Here is a 12,896-nt window from a genome sequence, read left to right as displayed (position 1 = left end):
TTTTAATTATTCTTCAATATCTAAATACCCATGAGGTGTTGTAATATATAAAAGTTCTCCTGTTTTTGCATGAATTAAAATTCCCATACTTCTTTCTTCAATTCCCCAAATTTCTCCATAAGAAATTGCATAATAATCTATATTCTCTCCTTTATATTTTCCATAAGAAATCGGATAAGTCATCTCTTCTTTTGAAGTAAGTGCAATTTTATCAATGCTATCAATACTTGAATAATTAATATTTTTATCTAAATAGCTTTTAATTTTATTATAAGCTTCTTCTTTTGTAATCATAATTATTTTATTTACTACCTTGCCTTACTTCTGTTGAGATTTCTCCATTATCATGAATCTTATAATAAATGAAACTATTAAAACTGTGTTGCAAGTAAATAGGGTGACCGTTTTCATCATTTATTACAAGTCCTGCTAATTTGTTTTACCCCAATCTTCTTCTCCAAAAAATACTGATACATTCCAAGAGTTAATTTCTTCTCCATCCAAGTAGAAATACTCATTTTCACGGATAATCATTTTTTCTTTAGTATCATATCTGAAATTTGTTTTTTCTAGTATTTGTTTTTCTGTGTGTTTCATTTTTACTCTTCAATAGTAAACTTTACATTAGTACTACTAACAATTGTTTTTCCATCATTTGATAAAGAATATTTAATTTTAGATTGACCGAGTGAATGAACCAATAAAAGAGGTAATTTTTTATCATCATCAATATATAGGAAAGCGCCTCTGCTTTTACCAAAATCTTCTTCTCCCCATAAAAAAGAAATCTGCCAAATGTTTTGATTTTCTTTTTTGCTGTAACCAAAAAAAGAATCTTCATTTAATTCTGTACACTTTATTTGATTCTCGTCATCATAACCGAACCCAGAATTATTTAGAATTTTTTTAGATAGTTCAAGTATTTGTTTCTCAGTATTTTTCATAATTGTTATTTTAATATTCCTAATTTTCTTAATTTTACTAATTCTTCCATTTCATCAATGAAAATTTTGCTTATTCCAGATTCTTCCCTGAACTTATTCATATATTCATAAGAATCTACAAGTTCAATTTTTGTCCATTTTTCTTTTGTTTTCCAGATAGCATCCCAAACTATTGTTTCATCCTCCCAAAGGGGTAATTTTGCATACTCTTCAGATGACAATCTTTTCCAAGTTTTCATATGAACCATTTCATGAAAAACGGTTAACTCTGAAACTTCTGAACGTACAAACATGGTTTTAAGTCTTGAATTGAAAGAACCTACTACACCTCTTGCATTCCAGTCTTTAAGCTTTTGCTTCATTCCAAAGTCCTTATCTACTATTTTCAAATCTACATCATAAAGTTCCTTTAGCAATTTTCGAAGTTTTTTAAGCTCTTTTATAGTTAGCAACCTTCCCCCATCGAATCCAAAACCATCATTAATTTTTCTGAAAAGCTCCTCAATATCGTCAACTATTTCATCTTGAATTCTATTTCCACTTCCAAATATAGCATCAATTTTCTTTTTAAGCCATTCTGCAACTTTCCCATTCTTTATAGCTTCTATCATTTCAAGAAACTCTTTTTCAAGCCACTTATAAAGGTCTTGTGTTGTGTTTACAATTTTCTTTCCTAAATTTTTAGAAAAATTCAGTGCTTTAGTTCCTGCTTGTTCTGCTTTAGCTGTCAATCTACTGATTTTTGCAGATGCTTCGACAACTAATGAACTTCCAGCCGTAAAGTAGGCAATAACAGCATCTAAAATCAATTCAAAGGCAACTCCCCCTATGAAGTAAGCCCAGAAATACTCATTGTAATTAGAAATTTTTTTACTCAAGCCAGATATAAAAGTAGAAATGTCTTTCCATATTTTATCATCAGTAAAAAGTTTTTTAATTCCGTTAAGGAATTCTTTTGCATTTTCATCAAATAAATCTACAAAATCTTCTATAAATTCCAATTTCTCTTGGTGTTTTGCCAACTCCAAAGCACTCATTTTCTCTAATTCAAAAATAGGAAGTTTGTCCACTATCATTGCTAATAGCATAATAATCAATTGCACCAAAGAGATAAGTCCATTGAGTATTCCACAGAGAAAAGCATTGATTTTTGCAATTTCTTGGTTTAATTTTTCACTAATTATACTTCCTATGCCTGAAATGATATTCTGAACTTCCTTAAATAATGCTTTTAACTTATTATAAATATTCTTTATGCTGTTAGGCATGTTATCTTCTATAAAGTTTTTTACAAGAAATGTAACAGCAAACAAAATATCATCAGTAATAGTAGGTGTTGCTGCTACGATCTTGAAAACAGCAGCAGTGGAAATTTCATCAAACGATGCAACAAATTCAGAAAGTTTTTTCAATCCTGTTTCTGCAATCCCTTGTTGATTGTCAGACATGTTTTTATACTCATTGCAAGAGAACGGAACAGGAATAATAGGCTTGTATTGTACTTCTTGTTTGGGAAAGCCACTTGCACCAGCTTTATTTTGAAAATTACTATACATAGGCTCTACGTAAAACTTGATATAGTCATAATTTTCCTCTGTAAATTTCCATTTTTCAGTGGCTTCAATACCACCTTTTAACCAGTCTGCTAATTGATTGTTCAATGAAGAGACTTTTTTAAAAGCTTCGTTGATTTTACTTTTATCAAGTATTTCTAAATAGATAGCACCTTTAAGTAAGGTATCATCAATTCCATAATCTTTAGCAATTAATCTTATAAGACCGTCAAAATCCGGCACACTCCCATCTACCGTATTACCATCATAATTAATGGTTTTTCCTTTACTGTTGTAGTCTCTTATTAATCTTTGTCTTGCATAATCTCCCATTTTCACCCTGCAAGCCGTACCAAAAAAGTTACTGGTGTTTTTGGAAGTCTCTTCATAATAAATAGTAAAATAATCAGGTTCTATTTTGTCCTTCTCGTATCTATCAAAAACTTCTATTCCACTTTTACAAAAAACAGCCTGATGATGAACTACACTGTATTTTTCAGATTTGGGATAGCTGTCTTTTAACTCTGGAGGAACAACAAAGGTTTCATAAAATACACTGTTTTCTCCTAAAGGACTGTCAATGTCTCTATTTAAAACATATTCTAATCTTTGTATCATATCATTTGAATTATTATAAGCCAAATGTAGACACGGGTAACGCCAAAACTCGTCGTATAAAATTATGATGCATAGATTATTCTCTTACAAGTATGTAAATGTTCAGGAAGTAACCTCAAAACCATTCATCGGTATTAATTCATATTTCACCGGATAAATCACTCATTCTACCGAAGCAAATTGTTTTAAAATGTTATATGCTGCAAATTTGACATATAAATTAAAACACCATGAAAAACTCTACTCAATCACAAGACAAGAAATTAGTAATCAGAAAAAAAGTTATCAAAAATTATTCTTTAAAATCTAAAGATGGAGGTTTTGAAACCAATCCTACATCGATATCAATAAGTTCATCATTTTTTTAAATTCATATTTGCTTATGTGGGTAAACTGTAAAATAATATCAAGTAATCCACTCCTTTACACTAAATTTAAGGAGTTTATCATCCAAACTCCTTTTTTAGTGTTACTGCATGAAAATACAGAGAACGGAGCGGACCAGCAGATCATCTTTTGGGATGTAGATACCCGAAATATAGAATCTTCTTACGTTAAAGAAATAGTAGGGTTTGGTTCTATCATCATCGTTATTTCATCCCTGCTTTCCAAGGATGTCATCAATAAATTATTTGAAAAGGAACATTTGCCTTGTGTAGGCACTTTAACCAAACATATTATCTACAGTCAGTTTGTTGATGAAATCAGCAGAATTATGGATGCAAAAGCAGAAGCTATATTCCGAGTAAATTAAACATTTCATCTTTTTTTGATGAAGCGATAGTAATTGCTTTTCCGTTATTCAGCTCAATGACGTTTCCAGAAACAGATTTTATAGAGGTAAGCTTTACAATAAAAGAACGCTGCACTCTAAAAAACATTGGGGGTACCAAAAGGTCTTCCATGGATTTCAAAGTGGCCAGTGTAGTAAATGATTCTGTATCGGTAACGATTTTAAGATAGTCACCTAATGCCTCCACATAAAGGATGTCAGACAGAATGACTTTTACCAGTTTGCCATTTACTTTAATAAAAATACGGTCTACAGATGCTTTACTGCTTTCCTCAGGCTTTGGAGTTTCTGTTTTAAAAGAGACCGCAGCACTTTGTATGCGTTCTTTGGCTCTGTTGACAGCTTTTAAAAAGCGGTTGTATGCTACAGGTTTCACCAGGTAATCTACTACCCCGTCTTCAAACCCCTCAAGAGCAAAGTCTCTGTGGGCGGTAATAAATATAATGGAAGGCTGCTTGGACAGTGAGCGAATGAGTTCAATTCCATTAATTTTAGGCATCTGGATATCACTAAAAATGATATCTACTTCATTGGATTGAAGATAAGCCAGTGCTTCCATAGAATCTTCATAAGAAGCCTGCAGGTCTAAAAAAGGAATGGTTTTTACAAAATCTACAATCAGTTCTTTGCCAATAGGCTCATCATCAATAACAATGCATTTTAATTTCTCGTTCATCTAGGTCAAGTTTATTGAGAGCGAAACGAAAAAACTATTTTCTCTGTCTTCTATTTTCAGGCTATGATTAGCTGGATAGAGCAGATTTAATCTCTTTTCAACGTTTTTCACTCCAATGCCTCCGAAGGGGCCGTTTTTATGGATATTAGTGTCTTTATTATTTTCGATGGAAAAGTAAAAAATATTTTTAACAAAATTGATATTTATTATTAAAAAATTGCGGTCTGAGCTCTTTAGCCCATATTTAAATCCGTTTTCAATAAACGTAAAGGTTAACAAAGGAGCAATCATTACCTGGTGAAGATCTTCCGGAGCAGAAATATTCAGTTCAATTTCTTTATCAGCAGAATACCTCATCTTTTCCAATGCAAAATAATTTCGGATAAAATCCAGTTCTTTTTCCAGAGGTACCTGCTCGGTATTGGATTCATATAAGGTATAGGCCATTAAATCTGAAATATTGATAATCGCTTCAGGAGCAGACGGATCTTTTTTCACAACCAATCCATACAAATTATTTAAGGTATTAAAAAGGAAATGGGGATTCAGCTGGGCTTTCAGAAAATCTTTTTCAATATTCAGGTTTTGGAGTTCCAGTTCTGAGGTCTGCTTCTGAAAATAAATAGTCCTGTTGAATAACCTGGTAATATCAAAAAGCATCTTCACAAAGAAAGGAGGTGAGAATGAATAAATTACAAGCATCGCATTTCCAAAAACATTCTTAAAAGACAACGCTTCTGCAACGGTTTGTTTTGCGTTTCGGCTCACAATATTCTGCAACGGACCACTATTAATTTCTATCCCAAAATAATTCATCCCGATAAACTGCAGATAATTAACGGAAAGCCAGATATAAATACAGATGGGAAGGCAGATCAATACTAGGAAAACTCCCAGTACATTACTTTTGAAAATTTTCGGAACAATTACATAAAAAAATATGTAAAAGACCACCATATTATTCACTGTTCCCCTAGCCGTAAGCAAGAAACTGGAATCAAAAGACAGTTTCAATTCTACCCAATAGTTCAGAAAAAGCAATGAGGAAAAGAAGATCCACATGAATGCATGACAGAGTATTTTAATGCCGGGAGTATAATATTTGTCGAAGTTTACTTTTGAAATTTTCTCCAAAAACGGAGTTATCGTGTTACTTGGCTGATACATAAATTACCTGGATTGATTTAAAATTCTATTATAATATTTTACAGCGAATGAATACGTCATCAATTCTAATGCCCGCTGTTCTGAGGGAAACCACCTGTTGAGACTCATATGAATATAACTGGAAAGGTTATTTTTATCCAATGTCAACTGACTTATATTTTTATCTCTTTCACTCCATTCTTTTTCAAAATCAGAACTTTTGACAAAAGAATGGAGATCATCTTTCAAAATCCTGTATTTTGAGGTGATATGAGCTTTTAATTCGGGATTGAATTCTTTCAGGAAGACATTTTCTACGGATTCGCAGAATTCCAGCTTTTGAGGTAATGAGAAATGGAATAAGGAAAGCCACCAGTCTATATTTTTAACGGCAGAAAACAATCTTATTTCTTCACTTGCTGCAAAATTTTCATCTTCCAACAGGGTTAAAATCAATTGGCTGTCGTATCCAAACATCGCTTCTGTTGCTTGGATATAGTCTGCACCATACCTCTCAATCTCCCGATGGTAAGAATCTGCCTGGATATTCCATATGCTTTCTTCCTGAAAATAAGGATCTAACGTTTCATGCAATTGCCGGATAGCTTCAGAATACTGCTGTTTATTTTTTAATCGTAATCTGATTCGTAAGTGATGATGGGGATCCGTGTACCGTATAAAAAATGATGATTGTACTATTTTATCTTCTACCAGCTGATCCAGAACAGGTTTTATGGCATCCCGTAATAAAGCATCGGAAATACTCGAACTGCAATACAATTTAAGATACAGCCATTCGCTTCCGGGTGCAAAACTTCTTTGTAATGAAGATGAAGTATGTTGAGCAGTTTTCGTTTCATTGTTAAAACGTTTATTTTCAAGAGGGAGAACGATCTGCTGACTGTAATTTCCATCATCAGCGTGTTGGAGCCATTCAGCGAGTTGGATCATCGTACTGCTTTTTAATTCTTCCAGCAGCAACTGCATGTAGCTTTCATGGGTCGTATCTAAAAATAATTCATTGTCTCCCTGAACCAATACCACATATTGAGTCACTTTCCATTGCCGGAAAAATTCTCTAAGAGCCATGATAGGTGAGGCAGCTTTTTTTATGCTCTGAAGATCATCTTCATGAAGTATCCAACAGGCCCTGTGAAGGATAATATTTTTATAGGCTATTCTCGGGAAGAATCTTTTTCTTAGCTTCGAATATTCTATATTCAAATTGATATTTTTCTGGTTCTGACTTTGCACTGAGCACAAAAAACGATAGGCCGCATTTTCGCTTTTATAGAAATTATGGGCATTGGAAAGCCTTGGAATAATCCTCTTGTTCAGTTTTTTTGACCGCAGCATAATCTCTCCTCTGTCTACGGAAACCATCATATCTTTTAATAGAATCTGATTGTCTATCGTACAGCCACTGTCTGCAAAAATAGGAATCTCATAGCCTGAAAGCACAGGACGCCTGGCTATATTACCTGTTCTTTTCTCTGGGATATAGATAAGATCTGCAAAAATAAGGTCTGAACTGAGTTCTTCTTCCTTCCGATGTATTTCTCTGCCTAATGTTTCAATTTCTTCATCCAGTACTCCGAATCTTCCCAAAATACTATTCGCTCCTGAGGCACCCACATTTTGAAGATGAAAGTAATCTCCTCCAAACGGGGATCCTACCACGCAAAAATTTTGTGACATAATGGGTTCATCATTCAGTTCTCCCAGGTTTTGTTTTTCCAGATAAAGAGTTTCTTCCGGATTCTTTTCAATGAGATCTAAAAGGATATTGGAGTGAAATGTTTCAGCTGGTTTATTTTCTTTATCCTTCCCTGTTGCAATTCCTTCCAAAAGAACGCTGGTCTGAAGATTTCCTATTTGCGGGTCCGCAGGAAAGCCTATTCCATACTCGGAATCTAATACCTGCGTCAACGGAACTTCCCGGGATTCGTATTTTAAAGTAAAGGTTTTTTTAAAATGATCCAGATCTTTCTGTACCGGATTTGTTGTACCAAACTTGTGCAACAGGGACAACGAAGTATTGATATTCCGAAGGGTTTTATCTGACAAGGTGAAAGAACTTTCTGAATCTTGTTTCAGATCAACATGGAAGACATGCTTTTTATGAATACCAATCTCTCCTGCCAGGTTTTTAATTTTTTCTATTTCGTCCAGTGGAAGGTAACCGACCGGAGAGTCTTCAATGATCGCAATACAATGATCTACTGCATGGAAAATATCAAGATACTGGTCAACCTCATCAATACCTTCCTGTTGTAAACGCTGTAAAACGTTTATGATCTTCCCGGTATTATCTGAGGTAAGAGCAAGCTGCAGTTCACTTACCAAAAATTTCATGCTGATCAGTTCTTCAAGAAAATCGGATATTTCATCTTCTTCAAAATCGGATGAAAAGAGTCTTTTGATGTCTTCATACCTCAACGGTTCGGAAATTTCAGACAACGTATCAAGGTATTCGTTTCTCTCGAGTGAGGAAATCTGGTCTGTCCACTTCTCCCTTTTTTCTATGGGTTCTGCATATCGGAATTGTCCCGGTATTGCCGCAATAGTATTATTGGCTTTATATTTCAGATTATACCTGATGTAGCGATTGTTTTCAATATGGGATTTTATGGCTGCCAGGAATTCCATATCAATTCTGGCTTTACGGCTGACTGAGTTTTTGTTTACCGGATTGTTCAGGTCCTGGATGGCTACACCAGCCATAGTCCCGTACGGTGTACATCTAGTACTGGCACGGATGGCATATTTTTTCAGGGTATGGATAAGTTTAGGAATTTTATCGGCTTTCAACCTGTTTTCCTTATAGCTGATGATGGTTTGGTATACGTCCGGCGAGCTCCAATAGACTGATGTTATGAAATCATCATTGTGTATGAGCTCATTAACGGTCTCTTCTATGTTTTTTGTTTGTTTATCGGCATTAAACAATATGTCATAAGAAAACAATGGCTTCCTTATGACATATTTGTTGTAGGCATCATATTTTTTCATGGTATCATTGTGAAATGATCTATCTTCTGTTAAGAATTTAGAGTTTCAGCAAAAATATCATATAATTACCTAACTGCAACTAAAAAGTTTCACACTATTTGAATTGATTAAAGACCTGAATCGTATATTTTGATCCATTTTTACGAATAAAACCACTGTTACATAATTTTATCCGATAATATATATCTTCCTGTCTTTAATGCTTATTACGATCTTGTTTCCGAGCCAGTTAATCCCTGTTTTTCCTTCATAAATGAGGTTTTCAACAAATGTTACAGCCGGCTTGTCCACACGAGCGTAAGGGTTGGAAATAGATCCAATATTTCCTTGATATATTTTCGTTTTTACTGCTTTATTAAATTCACTTTCTTTCTCGAAGACCTTCATGCTGCTGATATCCACACCAAGCGTTTTGATCAGCTTATCACTCAGCCAGAAAGAATTGCTTCCTGCTCCGGAGTCCAGCATCACTTTGATCTTGTACTTATCATTCAGTACTGCGTAGGTAAAGATATCAACGGTATCATCTGCCTGAGTAGAAAGGAAAATGTCAATTGATTTTGAATAGGATGCAGGAGCTGCATCGGCAAAACTTATTTCCTGTTTTCCATAATCTATGACAATATCTGTATTTTCGAACATTTTAAGTGAGATAAGACCATCAATGCCCGGTATTTTCATTTCAGCAGTAGAGAAAGGGATATCTGTAAACTTTTTCCCTGCAAAAAGCACTTCTTTATTTTTAAACATAGGGATGTCTAAACGTTCTCCTGTTGCCCGGAATCCTGTAAAAAAGTTATACGAGGATGGTTTATTGGGCAGCTTTTCAGCAAAATCATTAAAAAAGAGATTGATTCCTGCTCCTGTATCAAAAATAAAGTTTCCTTCTACTCCTTCTATTTTCGCCTGTACAACGATGTGTCCTGAAGGCAATAACTTAAAGGGTATTTTTTGTGAAAAAACCTGTACTGAAATGAGCATTAGAAATGCTAATAATGTCTTCGTCATGATGCTGTAATTTAAATAATTAATCTAAGTTCAGGATAAATTTTAACAATGTAAGGAAGTTTGAAGCTGGAAAAGGGAAGTAATTGACACAGAAAGTATAACTTGTAACCTCTCGCTTCCAACTTCCAGCCCCATTCTATTAATTTTCTTAACTGAGTTTATATTGCTTTCGCAAGCATGGTATGTTGTACTACATTACCTTTTTCCAATTTGAATATATAATCTGCAAGATCGAATGTTTCCAGTCGGTGCGAGACTATGATAATAATGGATTCGGGAAACAGGCCACGGATATTTTTAATGATTTCGTTCTCCAGCTTGGCATCCAGGGACGCGGTGGATTCATCAAATATAAATACGGACGGCGATCTGTTGATGGCTCTTGCAATGGATACCCGCTGCTTTTGCCCGTCCGACAATGTTCCGCCACTGAAGGATATGGTAGTTTCCATTCCGCTTTCCAGTTTTTTTACGGCATCTTCCAGCTGGACATATCTTAGAATTTCGTCAATTTCAAATTTGCTTTCCTGAGTTCCGTACCGGATATTGTTTTTCAGGGTATCATGAAAGAGCTGATTTTCTTTTTCTATGAGACAGTATTCATTTTTCCAGTAGGTACTGTCGATTATACTTTGAGTATTGATCAGAATCTGGCCTTCTACCGGATCTGTAAAACCACAGAGCAGATTGATGATGGAAGATTTTCCACTTCCGCTTTTCCCGCTCAGCACGTACGTTTTCCCCTGCCTGAAAGTTAAGTTTATTTCTTTTAAAATAGGATGTTCACCATGATGTAAATGAACATTCTGAAAAGTAATCTCTCCTACAGGAGTTCGTATTCCGTCATTTTGATGATCTACATAAGGATTTTTACCGTTAAAATATTCCGCCACTCTTTTCATCGAAACCAGAGATTTTGAAAACTGGCTGTGGGTACTTACAATTTCGATGGTAGGTCCGAATAATCTGTTTAAATATTGTATAAAAGCGATTAATACGCCTACACTCATGGTATGCTGAAAGACCTGATACCCTCCATATGATAATACTAAAATGGGAGCCAACGACATGAGCAGTGATGATATACTGGTGTTTAATCCGGATACCAATGTTCCTCTTGAATGTTTGGCAACGAGATCATCGTGCTGTTTTTTAATATTCCGGTTTTCATGCCGGATGGTTCCATAGCTTTTAATCACCCGTATGTTCTTTATTCTCTCTACTAAGTAATTATTCAGTCCGCCTTCCATCTGCTGGATTCCCAAAAAATTCTTTTTGATGTATGGGGTAAATTTTCTGAGCACAAATATGATGGCCGGAAGAAAAAGAAGACTCATAAGGGCAAGCCGGTAGTCGAGGATAAAAAGCATGACGACTACTCCGATCAGAACAATGATATTTTTTATCGATCGTATCAGCAGTGAAGAAATGGTTTGCTGGATATTATCTACGTCATTCATTAACGTGAAAACCAGCTCTCCTACTTTAGAATCTTTAAAGAAAGACACGTCTTTACTCAAAATATTCACAAACGCTTCTTCCCGGATATCTGAGGATATTTTTTTGCTGACCGTCGTAGACATTACATCTGAGATCATGGAAAAAACAATCTGCAGTACGTAGATCACAACCAGAATCCCGAGCAGCATCGCAAGATCGTGAAAGTTTCCTTTGGGAAACACATCATCTATAATGACTTTAAGCATATAGGGGGTGACCAAAGATCCGGCACTGGAGAGAATCATAAGGACAAAAAGAATGATCTCTTCTTTGATGTACGGATAGATATAGGTTGAAAATCTTTTTAATAGTTCTTTTTGTGAATTCATATCAATTAAATTTGATTAGTATCATGTTCACATAGCAGATCTGTATTTTAATTGGCGCTATATTCATCTAGTTTTTTTCTCATGATGGAATGCATGGATAATAATTCTCCTTTTCCGTATGCGGTAAAAAAGACAGGGATCTTCTTAATGCCGTCCATCTGACATAGTTTTTCGATAGCTGATTCTGTAAACGCTCCTGTGATCCAGGTATTAAGTGACTGCGTAACGGCAATAAGCTGGGAAGTCTGAGAGAAATGTCCTGCTTCCAGGTACACCACTTTATAATTTCTTGGGGTTTTGTATTTCCAGGCCAGTACTTCAAGATTGGCGGCAAAAAAGACTCCGAATGAACATTTGTTTCCGAAGAACTGTCCTGCTAAACAGTCTCTTAAATCCTGGTAGGAAAATTCATCGGTTACTTTACATAAGGAATGCGTTTCCGGCTCGTACCAGTATACTCCTTTTTCCACGCCTTCTACATTGAATACTGTGATATAAGGTTCTATGATTTGAAGACATCCGCCTGAAGGGCTGCTTCTTCTTCTGAACTCTCCATATTCTTCTTCTTCTCCATGTATATATCCGAAAGTATAAAACAACAGGTTGCTCAGCTGTCTGATATCAACTTCTGTTTCTTCAAACTCTCTTACGGTTTTTCTTTTTTTAAGGGTATCTACTAAATTGAGATTGATTTCATCCGGTGCGGGTAGTTTGATCACTACTTCAAAATCTTCTACTTTTCCTCTTCTTGGAAGTGGTTCCTGTTTTACTCTTTTGCATACCTCCAAATATTGGCCTGCCCATTCTTCTTCTGTAGAATCTGACATGGTAACCGAGGTATCTTTGGTAATATTATGGAAAATGTGGGCGTAATAATTTAAATAGGGTGTTTCTAAATTATTCTTATCGGTAAGGATGTCAGCATTGATAAAATCTCTGACAATAATATCTTCATTTGTTTGTTCTTCACCTGTATTAGAATGATCAATAAGGGTTTTCAGGTATTCTTTTCTTACGCTGTACTCCTTTTTTTCTTTGTAGTTAAATAAGACAGGTTCGTTGTTTTTGAAATATAAAAAGAAATTGTGTGAAATATTCATAGTGTTAATTTTTTTAGTTGTTGAAGAAAAATAGTAGTGATCGGGTGGATCAATGATCACTACTATTTATAAGGTTAGTTTGTAAGGGGGTAATTACCTCTGTGGGCAGTACACATTGATATCGAAGAAATCGACGTCAGTTGGTTTTTCAATTTGAGTCATGGTGTTTAATTTTAAGGTTATTAATTATAAAGCGGAGGTTGACGTAGTTGGCTGC

At 34.9% G+C, this 12,896-nt stretch carries 12 protein-coding genes; 2 read left to right on the top strand and 10 right to left on the bottom strand.

The genetic code is table 11. The features are described 5' to 3' along the window. Positions 1-6 precede the first annotated feature (6 nt). The 4 genes from SB679_RS13710 to SB679_RS13695 all read right to left on the bottom strand — a co-directional run bounded on the left by SB679_RS13710 (position 7) and on the right by SB679_RS13695 (position 3,115). Positions 7-294, bottom strand: coding sequence for a hypothetical protein (locus tag SB679_RS13710; RefSeq protein WP_410702873.1), 288 nt, complete (start codon positions 292-294; stop codon positions 7-9). Positions 295-429: 135 nt separating this feature from the next. After that, entirely contained in the window at positions 430-597 is a 168-nt protein-coding gene (locus tag SB679_RS13705) for a hypothetical protein (protein ID WP_410702872.1), read from the bottom strand. A 2-nt stretch (positions 598-599) separates the two neighbouring features. Then, a complete protein-coding gene (locus SB679_RS13700) occupies positions 600-944 on the bottom strand; it encodes a hypothetical protein (protein WP_066754142.1) in 345 nt (114 codons plus the stop codon). 5 nt (positions 945-949) lie between these two features. Continuing rightward, entirely contained in the window at positions 950-3,115 is a 2,166-nt protein-coding gene (locus SB679_RS13695; RefSeq protein ID WP_410702871.1) for a zincin-like metallopeptidase toxin domain-containing protein, read from the bottom strand. A 230-nt stretch (positions 3,116-3,345) separates the two neighbouring features. Here SB679_RS13695 and SB679_RS13690 point away from each other — a divergent pair, with 230 nt between their 5' ends. Together SB679_RS13690 and SB679_RS13685 are read left to right on the top strand one after the other, a co-directional pair. Beyond that, positions 3,346-3,483, top strand: coding sequence for a hypothetical protein (locus SB679_RS13690; RefSeq protein WP_410702870.1), 138 nt, complete (start codon positions 3,346-3,348; stop codon positions 3,481-3,483). 98 nt (positions 3,484-3,581) lie between these two features. Then, positions 3,582-3,869: a hypothetical protein gene (locus SB679_RS13685; protein WP_410702869.1), complete on the top strand. Its 288-nt coding sequence runs from the start codon at positions 3,582-3,584 to the stop codon at positions 3,867-3,869. Here the strand turns inward: SB679_RS13685 and SB679_RS13680 are convergent. The 6 genes from SB679_RS13680 to SB679_RS13655 form a co-directional block, all read right to left on the bottom strand. Continuing rightward, positions 3,850-4,584: a LytR/AlgR family response regulator transcription factor gene (locus SB679_RS13680; RefSeq protein ID WP_410702868.1), complete on the bottom strand. Its 735-nt coding sequence runs from the start codon at positions 4,582-4,584 to the stop codon at positions 3,850-3,852. The genes SB679_RS13685 and SB679_RS13680 overlap by 20 nt on opposite strands. Further along, the gene (locus tag SB679_RS13675; RefSeq protein ID WP_410702867.1) at positions 4,585-5,718 is read right to left on the bottom strand and encodes a sensor histidine kinase; all 1,134 of its coding nucleotides are present in this window, start codon (positions 5,716-5,718) and stop codon (positions 4,585-4,587) included. A gap of 36 nt (positions 5,719-5,754) precedes the next feature. After that, the gene (locus SB679_RS13670; RefSeq protein WP_410702866.1) at positions 5,755-8,742 is read right to left on the bottom strand and encodes a lantibiotic dehydratase; all 2,988 of its coding nucleotides are present in this window, start codon (positions 8,740-8,742) and stop codon (positions 5,755-5,757) included. Positions 8,743-8,910: 168 nt separating this feature from the next. Then, positions 8,911-9,750 carry a retropepsin-like aspartic protease gene (locus SB679_RS13665; protein WP_410702865.1) on the bottom strand — a complete coding sequence of 280 codons (840 nt, stop codon included), beginning with the start codon at positions 9,748-9,750 and terminating at the stop codon, positions 8,911-8,913. A gap of 158 nt (positions 9,751-9,908) precedes the next feature. Then, on the bottom strand, positions 9,909-11,579 hold the full coding sequence (locus SB679_RS13660) for an ABC transporter ATP-binding protein (RefSeq protein ID WP_410702864.1): 1,671 nt from the start codon (positions 11,577-11,579) through the stop codon (positions 9,909-9,911). Positions 11,580-11,626: 47 nt separating this feature from the next. After that, entirely contained in the window at positions 11,627-12,679 is a 1,053-nt protein-coding gene (locus SB679_RS13655; protein ID WP_410702863.1) for a SagB/ThcOx family dehydrogenase, read from the bottom strand. Between the last annotated feature and the right edge of the window lie 217 nt (positions 12,680-12,896).

Source organism: Chryseobacterium sp. SIMBA_029, from assembly GCF_046535275.1.
In the GTDB taxonomy this organism is placed as follows: domain Bacteria; phylum Bacteroidota; class Bacteroidia; order Flavobacteriales; family Weeksellaceae; genus Chryseobacterium.
The sequence above is the reverse complement of the archived record's forward strand: the minus strand, read 5'-3'. Positions and strand labels throughout refer to the sequence as shown.